Raw genomic sequence first — 14,389 nt, 5'->3', positions numbered from 1 at the left:
AACGCGTCAGCGCGGCAGCTGTTGGCAGTGCGGGCAGAGGTGCGAGGAGCGATTCATGAACGGCACCCGTACTATCGCCTCACCACAGCGGGCGCACGGCTTCCCCGTCTGCCCGTACGCGTGCAGGCTGTGCGAGAAGTAGCCGGAGGCGCCGTTCACGTTGACGTATTGCGCGTCGAAGCTGGTGCCGCCCTCGGCCAGGGCACGCTCCAGCACCGAGCGCACCTCGGCGAAGAGGCGGCGGATCCGCGCCTCGCCCAGCGACGAGCCGGGTCGCTCCGGGTGCAGCTCTGCCGCCCAGAGCGACTCGTCCGCGTAGATGTTGCCGATGCCGCTCACCAGCGTCTGATCGAGCAGCGCTCGCTTGATCCCGCTGTTCCGCCGTGCCAGCGAGGCGACGACAGCCCCGAGGTCGAAGGAGGGGTCGAGCGGATCGCGCGCGATGTGCGCGACCTGCGAGGGTACGGCGCGCAGCCAGTCCCCGGCGCGCGCGTCCTCACCCGCGAAACCGCCGGGCGCGCCGTCCGGGGTCGGCACCAGCGCGTCGACCGCCATCGACCCGAAGATCCGCTGATCGACGAAGTGCAGGGCGAGTTCGCCGTGCTCGGGGTGCTCGATCCCGATCCGGATGCGCGCGAGCCGGGGCAGTGCCGCGTCCGCCGTGCGCAGCAGCACCTGGCCGCTCATCCCGAGGTGCACCAGCAGCGCCTCGTCACAGCCCGCGGGCAGCCAGAGGAACTTGCCGCGCCGCACCGCCCCCTCGAGCCGACGCCCGACCAGCAGGCGCTCGAACGTGCCGTGCGGATGCACGTGGCGCTTCAGCGACCGCTCGTCGACGATGTCGACGCCGGTGACCAGTGCTCCGGTGACGGCGGGGGCCAGTCCCGCGCGCACCACCTCGACCTCGGGCAGCTCGGGCACGGTCAATCTCCGGCAGCAGGAGGGACGGCAGCAGGAGGGACGGGCGCAGCGGAACCCGCCAGGCGAGTCCACGCGTCCAGCGCCGCGGCCATCTCCGCCGCCTTCTTACTGGTGCCCTCACCGCGGGCCGTGACGAATCCGCCGACGATCACGGTGGCGACGAACACCTTGTTGTGGTCGGGTCCGGTGGCCACGATCTCATAGCGCGGGGCCGGCGCACCGCGCTCGGCCGCCGCCTCCTGGAGGCTCGTCTTCGGGTCCATCGACACACCAAAACGCAGCGGGTCGGCCCGCAGCGGTGCGATCAGGCGCAACACCAGGTCGCGCGCAGCGTCCGGCCCGATGCCCAGGTACACGGCGCCGATGATCGCCTCGACCGTGTCCGCGAGGATCGACGCCTTATCGCGGCCACCGGTCAGCTCCTCACCACGGCCGAGCCGGAGGAACTCACCGAGACCGATGCCGCGGGCGATCTCGGCGAGCGCCACGGTCGAGACCAGGCTCGCCCGGCGCTTGGCCAGGTCGCCCTCGCTGAGAGCGGGGTACTCGGTGTAGAGCATGACGGTCACCGCCTGCCCGAGGATCGAATCGCCGAGGAACTCGAGGCGTTCGTTGTGCGGAATGCCGCCGTGCTCGAACGCGAACGACCGGTGCGTCAGGGCGAGCTCGAAAAGCTCACCGTCGAGGCTCACGCCGAGCGTGGCCTCCAGACGCGACCGGTCGTCGCTGGAGGGTCGTGCCGAGGTCTGGTTCACCATGACCGCGTGAAAGCGCGGGTGCGGATCAGACGTCGGCGACCTTGCGGCCCTTGTACTCGAGGTACAGCGCGGTGCCCGCGGAGTCCTCGACGACCTTGGCGCGGTGGGGAAGGCTGTAGACGACCTTGCCGTTCTCGACGGTCTTGACCAGGGGCGGAACCTCCGCCTTCCACTGCGAACGACGAGCGTGGGTGTTCGCGCGGGACTTCTTCCTCTTGGGAACAGCCATGATTCTCTCTTCTCTACCTCTAGTCGGATTCGGTGCGGGCGGTCGCGCCCTCACCGCTGTCTGCGGAAGCCGTGGTTTCTGCGGAGGCCGTGGTTTCTGCGGAAGCCGTGGCGTCTGCGGAGGCCCTGGCAGCCAGCACATCCCACCGCGAGTCCCGCGGCGCCTCGGGTTCGGGCGCCGAGGAATCGGCCAGCCGCTCCCCCGTGACGGGATCGAGGCCCGGACAGTCCGGCCGGCAGACCGGCTGGAACGGCAGCGACAGAACCACCGCATCCCTGACCAGAGGTTCAAGATCCACGTGGTCGTCGTGAACCTCATAGTCGAAAGCTTCGTCAGAAGAGTACGCGAAAAGTTCCTGGAACTCGACATCGACAGGCAGGGAGATGTCCCTCAGGCACCGGCTGCACTCGCCGTCGGCCTCGGCCGACACCTCGACACTGGCCAGGATGCCCTCGTGCACGGACTCGAGCCGGACGTCCAGGTCGACGGCCGATCCCTGGCGGACTGCGACGATCCCCTCGCCGAACTGCTCCGGCGCCTCGAGCTCGAGGCGGTGCTCGCGCATCTCGCCCGGTCGCCTCACGAGGTCGCGCACGTTCACGGTGAACGGCGTCTTCTTGAAAGTAGTCACGAGGATCCAGTCTACTCAGGGCTCGTCGGCTCAGGGCTCACCTCACGCGCGGGCCACGATGTGTTCGCGAAGCTCGGGGATGATCCGCTCGCCGTACACGCGCAGGGTCTCCTCCTTGTTGTCGTGCTGAAGGTAGCCCGCGAACTGCGTGACGCCGATATCGGCGAGCGCCCGGAGCTTCTCGATGTGCTCCTCCGCGGTCCCGAGCACGCAGAAGCGCTCGACGATCTCGTCCGGCACGAAGGACGCGTGGCTGTTCCCGGCACGCCCGTGCTCGTTGTAGTCGTAGCCCTCACGCCCGGCGATGTAGTCGGTCAGCGCCTGCGGCACCGCTCCGGAGGCGCCGTAGCGGCCCACGATGTCGGCGACGTGGTTACCGACCATCCCGCCGAACCAGCGGCACTGATCGCGCATGTGCTCGCGATCGGTGCCGATGTACATCGGCGCTGCGACGCAGAACTGCAGCGTCTCGGGATCCCGGCCGGCGTTCGCCGCCGATTCCTTCACCGCGCCGATCATCCAGCGCGCGATGTCCACGTCGGCCAGCTGCAGGATGAATCCGTCGCCGACCTCGCCCGCCAGCTTCAGCGCGAGCGGGCCGTACGCGGCGACCCACACCTCGAGCGACGAGCCCCGACTCCACGGGAACTGCAAGGTCTGCCCGTGGTGCTCGACCGGGCGAGAGTTGGCCAGCTCGCGGATCACGTGGATCGACTCCCGCAGCGTCTTCAGCGTCGTCGGGGCGCCTCCGGTCACCCTCACCGCGGAGTCGCCGCGGCCGATCCCGCAGACGGTGCGGTTGCCGTACATCTCGTTCAGCGTCGCGTGCAGCGAGGCGATCACGGTCCAGTCGCGCGTAGCGGGGTTGGTCACCATCGGGCCGACCGTGATCCGGTGCGTCCGCTCGAGGATCTGCGAGTAGATCACGTAGGGCTCCTGCCAGAGCAGGTGCGAGTCGAAGGTCCACGCGTAGTCGAAGCCGTGCGTCTCGGCGAGCACGGCGAGCGCGACAGTGCGCGAGGCGGGCGGGTTGGTCTGGAGGACGACTCCGAAATCCATGAGGTTCCTTCTCAGATCAGGTACTGGTTCAGATCAGGTACTGGTTCAGATCAGGTACTGCGAGAGGCCGCGGGGGATGTAGCGCCCATCGCCCTTCGCGCCGACGTAGGAGCCGCCGTCGACGACGACCGTGCCCCGGGAGATCACCGTGTCGACGTGCCCGTCAATCTCGAAGCCCTCCCACGCCGAGTAGTCCATGTTCATATGGTGACTGCGTCCCTCGCCGATTCCGATCGAGGTGTGCCCGTGCGGGTCGTAGACGACGACATCGCCGTCGGCGCCGGGCTGGAGGACGCCCTTCTTCCCGTACATGCCGAACATTCGCGCGGGAGTGGTCGAGGTGAGCTCGACCCAGCGCGGCAGGCTGATCTGCCCGGACACCACGCCCTGATACATCAGGTCCATCCGGTGCTCGACCGAGCCGATGCCGTTGGGGATCCTCGAGAAGTCGCCGAGCCCCAGATCCTTCTGGCCCTTCATGCAGAAGGGGCAGTGGTCGGTCGAGACCATCTGGATGTCGTTGGTGCGCAGCGACTGCCACATGTGGTGCTGGTGCCCCTCGGCCCTCGAGCGCAGCGGAGTGGAACATACCCACTTCGCGCCCTCGAAGCTCCCCCACTCCGGAGAGGAAGCGCCGAGCTGCTCCTCGAGCGAGAGGTAGAGATACTGCGGGCAGGTCTCGCCGAAGACATTCATCCCGCGGTCGCGGGCCTGCGCGATCTGCTCCACCGCCTGCTTCGCGGAGACGTGCACCACGTACAGCGGCGCGCCGGTGAGGTCGGCGATCATGATCGCCCGGTGTGTCGCCTCCTCCTCCGCCTGCCACGGCCGCGACGTGCCGTGGAAGTACGGCGAGATGGTCCCCGCGGCGAGGGTCTGCTTCACCAGCTCGTCAATGAGCGCGCCGTTCTCGGCATGCATCATCATCATCGCGCCGATGTCGGCGCCCTTCTGGAAAGCCCGAAGGATCTGCCCATCGTCCGAGAGGAACACGCCCTTGTAGGCCATGAACAGCTTGAAGCTGGTCACTCCCTCGCGCATCAGCTCGTCCATCGCGACGAGCGAGGAGTCCTGCACGTCGGAGAGGATCTGGTGGAAGCCGTAGTCAATCGCGCAATTGCCCGCCGCCTTCTCCTGCCAGGCCTGGAAGCGGTCCACGACACTCTCGCCCGGGTACTGCACCACGAAGTCGACGATCGACGTCGTGCCGCCCCAGGCCGCCGCCCGCGTGCCGGTCTCGAAGGTGTCCGAGGCGAAGGTGCCGCCGAACGGCATCTCCATGTGGGTATGCGCGTCGATTCCGCCCGGAATCACATACTTGCCGCTCGCGTCGATCACCCGATCCACGTTCGCGGCAAGGTCGAAGCCCAGCAGAGTGGAGCCGGGAGCGAGCACCGCGGCGATCGTCTCCCCGTCGATCAGAACATCGGCGGCTCCGGCGCCGGTCGCGTTGACGACGGTCCCGCCCGTGATGAGGGTCTTCATCGGTTTTCCCCGTCTCGAACTGCGGTCACGGCTTCGGGATGCTGGTGTACGACTCCGGCCGGCGGTCCCGGTAGAACTGCCAGTCGTCGCGCATCTGCTGCACCATGTCCATCTCCAGGTCGCGGATCAGGATCTCCTCCGCGTCGCCCGAGCCCCGCTCGCCGACGAAGTTCCCGCGCGGATCGATGACCTGACTGGTGCCGTAGAAGTCGACCGCCAGCTCGCCGTACTCGTTGTCCTCGCGGCCGACCCGGTTGGGCTGAAGCACGAAGTAGCCGTTCGCCACCGCAGCCGCCGGGCCCTCAACCTCCCACAGCCGGTTCGACAGGCCGGGCTTGGTCGCGTTGGGGTTGAAGACCAGGTGCGCGCCGTTCAGCCCCAGCTCGCGCCAGCCTTCCGGGAAGTGACGGTCGTAGCAAATGTGCACGCCGACCTTGCCGACCGCCGTGTCGAAGACCGGGAAGCCGAGATTTCCGGGGCGAAAGTAGAACTTCTCCCAGAACCGGTCGAGGTGAGGAATGTGGTGCTTGCGGTATTTCCCGAGGATCGTGCCGTCCGCGTCCACCACGACCGCGGTGTTGTAGTAGACGCCGGTCTGCTCCTCCTCGTAGATCGGGAGGATCATCACCACTCCGAGCTCCTTCGCCAGGGCCGCGAACCGCTGCACGATCATTCCGTCGGCCGGCTCCGCATAGCGGTAGTACTTCTTGTCCTGCGTGATCCCGAAATAGGGGCCGTAGAACAGCTCTTGGAAGCAGACGATCTGCGCGCCGTCGGCCGCGGCGTCCCGGGCCATCTGCTCGTGCTTGTCGAGCATCGACTCCTTATCGCCGGTCCAGGTCGTCTGGGTGATCGCTGCGCGGACGATGGTCATCAGTACCTCCAGGGGCAGGCCTTCCTTGGCCTGGCCTTCATCTAACAGGTCTTCATCTAACAGGTCTTCATCGTCCACGTCCGAGGTTTCTCCGGTGTTTCCGGCGCGGATCCGCAGCATCACAGCTCAGGCGGAGCGGAATCCATCGGTGCCGCTAGCGTAAGCGGATGCGCATCACGATCCTGGCCGGAGGCGTCGGCGGCGCCCGCTTCACGTCCGCCGTCCGCGAGCACCTCCGCGATCTCGAGGCCGCCGGCGGCGAGGCGAGCGAGATCACCGTTGTTGTCAACACCGGCGACGACCTGTGGCTCACCGGCCTGAAGGTGTGCCCCGACCTCGACTCGCTCACGTACGCGCTCGGCGGCGTCAACGACACCGAGCGCGGCTGGGGCCGGGCCGGCGAGAGCGAGCGCGTCTCGGCCGAGCTCACCGCCTTCGGCGTCGGCTGGCCGTGGTTCACCCTCGGCGACCTCGATCTCGGCACCCACATCGCCCGCAGCGCGATGCTGCGCGACGGGCTGACCCTCTCGGAGGCAACCGCCCGCATCACCGCGCGCTGGCCGCTCGGTGTCCGCCTCCTGCCGATGTCCGATCAGGACGTCGAGACCCACGTCGAGGTCGAGCTGCCCGGCGAGGGCGTGCGCCTGCTGCACTTCGAGGAGTGGTGGGTGCGCCTTCGCGCCGGCGCTCCCGCCCGCCGTTTCGTGCAGCAGGGCGTCGAGAGCGCCCGTCCCGCCCCGGGCGTGCTGGCGGCGATCGCCGACACCGACGCCGTGCTGGTCGCCCCCTCCAACCCCGTCGTCTCGATCGGCACGATCCTCGGTGTCCCCGGGATCGCCGACGCCCTCCGGCGGACGGCCGCCCCGGTTGTGGGCGTCTCCCCCGTCATCGGCGGTGCGGTGGTGCGCGGCATGGCCGACGCGTGCCTTGCCGCGATCGGCGTCGAGACCACGGCCGAGGCGATCGGCCGGCACTACGGCGCGCGGAGCGGAGGCGGGTTGCTCGACGCCTGGCTCGTCGGCGAGGAAGACGCAGGGGCCGTGCCCGCGCTCGAGTTGACCGGACTCCGCGTCCGCTCGGTGCCGCTCTGGCTGAACGAACGCGAAGCCTCCGTCCGTCTCGCCGCCGACGCGCTCGCAGCCGCGAAGAGCTGAGTGGATGTACGGTCGATCCCGCCCGACCATGAACGAAAGGACCTCCTCCATGCCTGGTGCACTCGTCCTCGCCGGCGGCGGCCTCGCCGGAATCGCGTGGGAGCTCGGTGTTCTCCGCGGACTCGCCGACGCCTCCCCCGAGGCGGCACGCCTCCTGCTCGATCCGTCGACCACCTTCATCGGTACCTCCGCCGGCTCGGCCGTCGCCGCACAGCTGAGCACCGGCACCGGGCTCGAGGAGTCCTACGAGGCGCAGCTGCAGGAGGAGTCGGCCGAGATCGGCGCGGACATCGATGGCGAACGTCTCAAGGCCCTCTTCGCCGCCGCCGTCGAGGGTGCCACCTCGCCCCAGGACGCGCGCCGCCGCATCGGCACCCTCGCGCTGGAGGCCGAGACCCTCCCCGAGGACACCCGCCGCGCCGTCATCTCCGCTCGTGTGGGCGATGCCGACTGGCCCGAGCAGCGCCTCCTGATCACCGCCGTCGACACGGCCACGGGCGAGTTGCGTGTGTTCGACCGCGAGAGCGGGGTCGCCCTGGTCGACGCGATCTCCGCGAGCTGCGCGGTCCCCGGAGTCTGGCCGCCGGTCAGCATCGACGGCGCGCGCTACATGGACGGCGGAGTGCGCTCCGGCAGCAACGCCGACCTCGCCGCGGGAGCCGACTGGGTCCTGATCGTCACCCCGCTCCCCGGAGTCGGCACTCCGGGCGCCGGCCTGATCCCCTCCGCCGAGCTCGACGCCCTCGCCGCGTCGCGCGTCGAGGTGCTCTACGCCGACGAGGAGTCGGTGCGCGCCTTCGGACCGAACTCGCTCGACCCGACCGTCCGCGCCGCCTCCGCTCGGGCCGGACGCGCGCAGGGCGCCCGCCTCGCCGATCGCATCACTGCGCTGGTCGGCGCGGAGGAGCCGGGCGGGGTCAGCGCCGCACGCTGTAGCGCGTGAAGACGGTCCCGTCCGTGAAGCAGTGCTCCTCGCGCAGGTCGAGCCGGGCGTGGAACCCGGGTGGGAGGAAGTGAGTGCCACCGCCTACCGCGACCGGAACGGTGTACAGCTGCACCTCGTCGACGATCCCGGCGAGCAGCGCGTGGCGCGCGAGGGTCGGCCCGCCGATCGACACGTCGTGCTTGGCAGCCCGGACCGCCGCGGCGACCACCACCGGATCGAACTCGGCGTGAAGGCGGGTGCGCCGCGTGTCGGTCGACGTCAACGTGGTCGAGTAGACCACCTTGTCCGCCGCGCGCCACATCTCTTGGAAGTCGCGGATGAACGCGAACTCGTCGGCGAGTTCCCACGTCTGCTCCCACGCGCGCATCGTCTCGTACATGCGACGCCCGTAGAGGTAGGTGCCCACCCGCGCCTCCCGCTCTGTGATGAAGCGATGCACCGCGGGCCGCGGCTCCGCCCACGCGAACCCGCCGTCCGCGTCGTTCACATAGCCGTCTAGCGACGCAATGGAGCTGTACATGAGCACGCCCACGTCGGCCTCTCTCCGCAGACGGCTTCGGGACCGCCCACCGGCGTGAGGGTAGGCCCCTCGACCCTGCCCGGCAACGGTCGCACCCCGGCCTGGCGCGAAATGCCTGACCGCTCTCTCAGAGGACGTCGAGCGCGCTGCTCTGGGCCAGCGACCGCCGATGCGCCACGCTCGATCGGGGTACCTGCCCTGACCTTCCCGAGGAGGAACACAAATGGTCGTCTCGAAGCCCGCCAAGCGGACGCTTCGGCTGTCCGTGGACTGGGGGCAGAAGTGGCCACTGAACGACTACATCGGGCCGGGGCCGATCGTCGACTGGGATTCGCGAATCACGCCGGAGCTCAAGAAGCGCCTGCGCGACTGGGCGACATTCTTCCGGGAGAACGCCGACCTCGACACCAGCCTCTTCGGCTCGGAGGAGAAACGGCGCTGGTTCCAGGTCGAGGGCTTCCGCCTCCTCAAAGAGCTGCAGGAGCAGGCCGGCGACGAGTTCGACTTCACTATCGACCTCTGGTTCTGACGAGGGCGGAGGGAGGGCGCGGTCTCTCCCTCCGCCCGGACCGCGTACCGTGGACGTGCCGCAGCGAGCGGCCGTGAAGGGTTCGGGATGAAGATCAGCCAGCTGCGTCACTTCGTGGCGGTCGCCGAGGACCTGCACTTCGTGCGCGCCGCTGAGCGCCTCGGGATCTCGCGGCAGAAACTCGACTCTTCCGTCGCTGCCGTGGAACTCGACCTCGGTAAGCCGCTCTTCGAGCCCGGAGCCGCCGCGACGACGCTCACTGCCGCGGGCCGCCGACGCCTCGTTTCCGCCCGGGAAGAACTCGCGTCGCTCGGCGACGAGCCGGAAGCCGCCCCGAAATCCGGCGGCAAGGCCAAGGCCTCCAAAGGCACCGGCCGAGCCCCCATCGTCAAGGGCCAGCCCAAGCCCTACAAGCGCCGCCAGTCCCGCTGACGCGGACCGTTCCCGTGGGCCCTACCGGGCTCGAACCGATGACATCCACGGTGTAAACGTGGCGCTCTACCAACTGAGCTAAAGGCCCCCGCCGCGGTACACCCGCGGACGATCGCCTCGATCCTACGGCAGTCGGCGTCCCGAGCCGACCGCAGCGCGACTCACACGTGCGCCGGAGCGAGCGCGTCGATCGCGGCGCGGTAGGCCCCGATCGAGCGGGCCTCGCCCGGCGCGGTCATGAAGGTGTCGCGGATGACGCCGGCCTTGTCGATCAGAAAGGTCGCGCGGGTCGCGTAACCCCTCGCCTCCATGAAGACGCCGTACTGCTTGGCGACGTCACCGTGCGGCCAGAAGTCGGAGAGGAGGGTGAAGCCGTACCCCTGCTGCTCCCCCCACGCGCGCAGCGTGTGCTTCGAGTCGACCGACACACCGATCAGCTCCACCTCGGCGTGCTCGAAGAGCGCCAGGTTTTCGCGCAGTGCGCAGAACTCGCCGGTGCAGGTGCCGGAGAAGGCGAGGGGGAAGAACACCAGGGCAACGTTGCGTCGCCCGTGGAAGTCGCCCAACTGGATGCGCTCGCCGTACTGGTTCGCGAGTTCGAAGTCGGGAGCCAGGGTCAGCTTCTCGAGAGCCATCGGTCCGATAGTCCTTCCGTGCGCACGAGAGTCGCGCGAGCACGAGGGGCAATGCTAGACCTGCTGCGCGCAGACTCCAAGGAACCGCCGGTATCCGAGCTAGGCTGACGGAGGTGCCTGCGCGCGGCTCGTCATCCGAGCCTCGGATCCGCGGATCCGCACCGCTTCATGAGAGTGATGTCTCGGGCACGATCTGCCCCCAGAGAGAGGTCGAGGGTGACTGTTAACGATCAGGACCCGTATTCCGTCGGTCACGTGGACTCGGACCCCGAGGAAACGTCGGAGTGGAACGAGTCGCTCGATGCGCTCGTCGAGGAGCGGGGCCGGGGTCGCGGGCGCGACGTCGTGCTCAGCCTCCTCAAGCGCTCCAAGGAACTCCACCTCGGCGTGCCTATGGTGCCCACCACGGACTACATCAACACCATCGCGCCCGAGAACGAGCCCGACTTCCCGGGAGACGAGGACGTCGAGCGCCGCTACCGCGCGTGGATCCGCTGGAACGCGGCCGTCCTCGTGCACCGCGCGCAGCGTCCCGGGATCGGGGTCGGCGGCCACATCTCGACCTACGCGTCGAGCGCGTCGCTGTACGAGGTCGGCTTCAATCACTTCTTCCGCGGCCAGGACCACCCGGGCGGCGGCGACCAGATCTTCATCCAGGGCCACGCCTCCCCCGGCCCCTACGCCCGCGCCTTCCTCGAGGGACGCCTGAGCGAGCACCAGCTCGACGGGTTCCGCCAGGAGAAGTCGCACCGGGGCGGCGGGCTCTCCAGCTACCCGCACCCGCGCCTGATGCCGGAGTTCTGGCAGTTCCCGACCGTATCGATGGGACTGGGCCCGATCAACGCGATCTACCAGGCACAGGCGAACAAGTACCTCACCAACCGCGGCATCAAGGACGCCTCCGACCAGCAGGTCTGGGCGTTCCTCGGCGACGGCGAGATGGACGAGGTCGAGTCGCGCGGTCAGCTCCAGGTCGCCGCGAACGACGGCCTCGACAACCTGAACTTCATCGTCAACTGCAACCTCCAGCGCCTCGACGGACCCGTTCGCGGCAACGGCAAGATCGTGCAGGAGCTCGAGTCGTACTTCCGCGGCGCGGGCTGGAACGTCATCAAGCTCATCTGGGGCCGCGAGTGGGACGACCTGCTCGCCCGCGACACCGAGGGCGCACTCCTGGACCTGATGAACACGACGCCCGACGGCGACTTCCAGACGTACAAGACGGAGGACGGCGCCTACGTCCGCGAGAACTTCTTCGGCCGCGACCCGCGCGCCAAGAAGCTCGTCGAGGGCTACTCCGATGAGCAGATCTGGGGCCTACGCCGCGGCGGCCACGACTACCGCAAGATCTACGCGGCAATGAAGGCCGCGACGGAGCACAAGGGTCAGCCCACCGTCATCCTCGCGCACACCATCAAGGGCTACGGTCTCGGCCGCAGCTTCGAGGGCCGCAACGCGACCCACCAGATGAAGAAGATGACGCTGGACAACCTCAAGTCCTTCCGCGACACCATGCGCATCCCGATCACGGACGCGCAGCTGGAAGAGAACCCGTACCTCCCGCCGTACTACCACCCCGGCCAGAACGACGAGGCGATCGAGTACCTGCACGAGCGCCGTCGCGCGCTCGGCGGCTACCTCCCCGAGCGCCGCTCGAAGTACACGCAGCTGAACCTCCCCGAGGACTCGGCGTACGCGGTCGGCAAGAAGGGCTCCGGGACGCAGGAGATCGCCACCACGATGGCGTTCGTCCGCATCCTCAAGGACATCCTGCGCTCGAAGGACTTCGGCAACCGCGTCGTCCCGATCATTCCGGACGAGGCGCGCACCTTCGGCATGGACGCGTTCTTCCCGAACGCGAAGATCTACAACCCGCGCGGCCAGCACTACACATCGGTCGACCGCGAGCTGCTGCTGGCCTACAAGGAGAGCCCGCAGGGCCAGATCCTCCACGTCGGCATCAACGAGGCGGGCGCGCTCGCCGCGTTCACCGCGATCGGCACGTCGTACTCGACGCAGGGCGAGCCGCTCATCCCGGTCTACGTCTTCTACTCGATGTTCGGATTCCAGCGCACGGGCGACGCGATCTGGGCGGCCGGCGACATGATGTCCCGCGGCTTCATGATCGGGGCCACTGCGGGCCGCACCACGCTGACCGGTGAGGGCCTCCAGCACGCGGACGGGCACTCCCCGATCCTCGCGGCGACCAACCCGGCCGTCGTCAGCTACGACCCGGCCTACGGGTACGAGATCGCGCACATCGTCCAGTCCGGACTCGAGCGCATGTACGGCGGGAAGCACTCCGACCCGAACGTCATGTACTACATCACGGTCTACAACGAGCCGATCGTGCAGCCGAAGGAGCCGGAGGACGTCGACGTCGAGGGCATCGTCCGCGGCATCCACCGCATCTCCTGGGGCCAGTGGGACGGGCCGAAGGCCCAGCTCCTCGCCTCCGGCGTCGCGGTGCCGTGGGCGATCGAGGCGCAGAAGCTCCTCGCTGAGGACTGGGGCGTCTCGGCGGACGTCTGGTCGGTCACCTCGTGGAACGAGTTGCGCCGCGACGGCATCAAGGTGGAGCAGCACAACTTCCTCCACCCCGAGGACGCCGAGCAGGTGCCGTACGTGACGCAGAAGCTGGCCGACGCGAAGGGCCCCTTCGTCGCCGTGTCCGACTTCTCGCACCAGGTCCCCGACCAGCTGCGCCAGTTCATCCCGGGCGACTTCGCGACGCTCGGAGCGGACGACTTCGGCTTCTCGGACACCCGTGCGGCTGCGCGACGCTACTTCCAGATCGACGGCCCCTCGGTCGTGGTGCGGACGCTGCAGTTGCTCGCCAAGCGCGGCGAGGTCGACCCTTCGCTCGCGGTGCAGGCGATCGAGAAGTACCGCCTTCTGGATGTGAACGCCGGCACCACGGGCAACGCGGGCGGCGAGAGCTGACGGCGGAGTCGGTGCGCACGAAGGAGCAGACCCTCGCCTGGCTGCGCACCCTCGCGGGCGAGCTCTCGACGCAGACGATCAAGCGCCTCGAGGACACGCTGCCCTGGTACGGCAGCATGCCCCCCGGCCGGCGCTCTGCCGTCGGCCTCGTGGCTCAGGCCGGCATCACCTCGTTCATCTCCTGGTTCGACGACCCCTCGGCTACACCCTGGATCGCCGCGGACGTCTTCGGCGCCGCGCCGAGGGAACTGCTGCGCTCGGTGTCGCTGACGCAGACGCTGCAGCTGATCAAGGTGACCGTCGAGGTCGTCGAGGACCGGATCAAGAACGGCGGCGAGGACCTGCGCGAGGGGATCCTGCTCTACTCGCGCGAGATCGCCTTCGCCGCCGCCGACGTCTACGCCCGCGCTGCCGAAGCGCGCGGCCTCTGGGACGCGCGCCTGGAGGCGCTGGTCGTCGACTCGATCCTCACGGGCGAGGCCGACGACGAACTGCCGAGCCGCATCGCCGCCCTCGGCTGGCACGGCCACGGCGAGGTCGCCGTCCTGGTGGGCACCGCACCCAAGATGCTCGACGTCGACCAGCTGCGCCGCACCGCCCGACACATGGACGCCGACGTGCTGATCGGCGTGCAGGGCAGTCGGCTCGTCCTGGTCATCGGCCGGGCGGAGCCGAGCGAGAACGCCACGGAGGAGACCGGTCCGCCGGTCGCCTTCCTCGAGATCGCGGAGGCGCTCGAACCCGGATTCGGGGCGGGCCACCTCGTCCTCGGCCACGAAGTGCCGACCCTGGTGGAGGCGTCGCGCAGCGCTCGCGCGGCACTCGCCGGCTTCGCAGTGGCACGCTCGTGGCGGAACGCCCCGCGACCGGTGAACGCAGACGACCTGCTCCCTGAGCGGGCTCTCGCCGGCGATCCGCTTGCCCGGCAGAGCCTCATCACGCAGATCTACCGCCCGCTGCAGACGCACTCGACCGAGCTGCTGAGCACGCTGTGGGCCTACCTCGACAACGGCCGCTCGCTCGAGGCGACCGCGCGGGAGCTGTTCGTGCACCCGAACACGGTGCGCTACCGGCTCAAGCGCGTCGCCGAAGTGATCGGCTGGGACGCGACGGGAGCCCGCGAGGCGCTCATCCTCCAGTCCGCCCTCATCCTCGGCTCGATGAGCGACCCGGACGGCGCCGTCCGCCGCAAGCCCACCCGCCGCTGACATCTTGTAGACCCGCGACAAGCTCTGTCTCCTTTGTCAGTGGCTCCACGCGCCGCACCCGCGAG

Annotated in this window: 15 protein-coding genes and 1 tRNA gene; 6 read left to right on the top strand and 10 right to left on the bottom strand. The window is 69.0% G+C overall.

The window, feature by feature from the left end; all coding sequences use genetic code 11:
• Window positions 1-6: 6 nt before the first annotated feature.
• The 7 genes from mutM to C5D07_RS09990 form a co-directional block, all read right to left on the bottom strand.
• A complete protein-coding gene (mutM, locus tag C5D07_RS10020) occupies window positions 7-921 on the bottom strand; it encodes a bifunctional DNA-formamidopyrimidine glycosylase/DNA-(apurinic or apyrimidinic site) lyase (protein ID WP_068253525.1) in 915 nt (304 codons plus the stop codon).
• Window positions 922-923: 2 nt separating this feature from the next.
• Window positions 924-1,679 (bottom strand): ribonuclease III, encoded by a 756-nt coding sequence (rnc, locus tag C5D07_RS10015; RefSeq protein WP_104259284.1) that lies wholly within the window; start codon window positions 1,677-1,679, stop codon window positions 924-926.
• Between the two features lie 25 nt (window positions 1,680-1,704).
• Window positions 1,705-1,908: a 50S ribosomal protein L32 gene (rpmF, locus tag C5D07_RS10010; protein WP_104259283.1), complete on the bottom strand. Its 204-nt coding sequence runs from the start codon at window positions 1,906-1,908 to the stop codon at window positions 1,705-1,707.
• Between the two features lie 19 nt (window positions 1,909-1,927).
• Window positions 1,928-2,473, bottom strand: a complete 546-nt coding sequence (locus C5D07_RS10005; RefSeq protein WP_104259291.1) for a YceD family protein — start codon at window positions 2,471-2,473, stop codon at window positions 1,928-1,930.
• Window positions 2,474-2,581: 108 nt separating this feature from the next.
• Complete coding sequence (locus tag C5D07_RS10000; protein ID WP_068253536.1) at window positions 2,582-3,598, bottom strand: TIGR03842 family LLM class F420-dependent oxidoreductase; 1,017 nt, start codon at window positions 3,596-3,598, stop codon at window positions 2,582-2,584.
• Between the two features lie 45 nt (window positions 3,599-3,643).
• On the bottom strand, window positions 3,644-5,083 hold the full coding sequence (hydA, locus tag C5D07_RS09995) for a dihydropyrimidinase (protein ID WP_068253541.1): 1,440 nt from the start codon (window positions 5,081-5,083) through the stop codon (window positions 3,644-3,646).
• Window positions 5,084-5,108: 25 nt separating this feature from the next.
• Window positions 5,109-5,957: a nitrilase-related carbon-nitrogen hydrolase gene (locus tag C5D07_RS09990; RefSeq protein ID WP_068253543.1), complete on the bottom strand. Its 849-nt coding sequence runs from the start codon at window positions 5,955-5,957 to the stop codon at window positions 5,109-5,111.
• 167 nt (window positions 5,958-6,124) lie between these two features.
• Between C5D07_RS09990 and cofD the strand changes: the two genes are divergently transcribed.
• Window positions 6,125-7,111, top strand: a complete 987-nt coding sequence (gene cofD, locus C5D07_RS09985) for a 2-phospho-L-lactate transferase (protein ID WP_068253546.1) — start codon at window positions 6,125-6,127, stop codon at window positions 7,109-7,111.
• A 49-nt stretch (window positions 7,112-7,160) separates the two neighbouring features.
• Window positions 7,161-8,054 carry a patatin-like phospholipase family protein gene (locus C5D07_RS09980; protein WP_104259282.1) on the top strand — a complete coding sequence of 298 codons (894 nt, stop codon included), beginning with the start codon at window positions 7,161-7,163 and terminating at the stop codon, window positions 8,052-8,054.
• Here C5D07_RS09980 and C5D07_RS09975 read toward each other — a convergent pair.
• Window positions 8,029-8,577, bottom strand: coding sequence for a dihydrofolate reductase family protein (locus tag C5D07_RS09975; RefSeq protein ID WP_249028219.1), 549 nt, complete (start codon window positions 8,575-8,577; stop codon window positions 8,029-8,031). The genes C5D07_RS09980 and C5D07_RS09975 overlap by 26 nt on opposite strands.
• A 223-nt stretch (window positions 8,578-8,800) precedes the next feature.
• Here C5D07_RS09975 and C5D07_RS09970 point away from each other — a divergent pair, with 223 nt between their 5' ends.
• Both C5D07_RS09970 and C5D07_RS09965 read left to right on the top strand, forming a co-directional pair.
• Entirely contained in the window at window positions 8,801-9,106 is a 306-nt protein-coding gene (locus tag C5D07_RS09970) for a hypothetical protein (RefSeq protein ID WP_104259280.1), read from the top strand.
• An 87-nt stretch (window positions 9,107-9,193) separates the two neighbouring features.
• On the top strand, window positions 9,194-9,538 hold the full coding sequence (locus C5D07_RS09965; RefSeq protein WP_104259279.1) for a LysR family transcriptional regulator: 345 nt from the start codon (window positions 9,194-9,196) through the stop codon (window positions 9,536-9,538).
• 15 nt (window positions 9,539-9,553) lie between these two features.
• Here the strand turns inward: C5D07_RS09965 and C5D07_RS09960 are convergent.
• Together C5D07_RS09960 and C5D07_RS09955 are read right to left on the bottom strand one after the other, a co-directional pair.
• Window positions 9,554-9,626 (bottom strand) — tRNA-Val (locus C5D07_RS09960).
• A 73-nt stretch (window positions 9,627-9,699) separates the two neighbouring features.
• Window positions 9,700-10,173, bottom strand: a complete 474-nt coding sequence (locus C5D07_RS09955) for a peroxiredoxin (RefSeq protein WP_068253570.1) — start codon at window positions 10,171-10,173, stop codon at window positions 9,700-9,702.
• 216 nt (window positions 10,174-10,389) lie between these two features.
• Between C5D07_RS09955 and aceE the strand changes: the two genes are divergently transcribed.
• A complete protein-coding gene (aceE, locus tag C5D07_RS09950) occupies window positions 10,390-13,116 on the top strand; it encodes a pyruvate dehydrogenase (acetyl-transferring), homodimeric type (RefSeq protein WP_104259278.1) in 2,727 nt (908 codons plus the stop codon).
• 11 nt (window positions 13,117-13,127) lie between these two features.
• Complete coding sequence (locus C5D07_RS09945) at window positions 13,128-14,324, top strand: PucR family transcriptional regulator (RefSeq protein WP_237358145.1); 1,197 nt, start codon at window positions 13,128-13,130, stop codon at window positions 14,322-14,324.
• The last annotated feature ends 65 nt before the right edge of the window (window positions 14,325-14,389 follow it).

The organism is Rathayibacter tritici (assembly GCF_002932875.1).
GTDB lineage: Bacteria > Actinomycetota > Actinomycetes > Actinomycetales > Microbacteriaceae > Rathayibacter > Rathayibacter tritici.
Note: the sequence above shows the minus strand (reverse complement) of the source record. Positions and strands in the feature narration are given on the sequence as shown.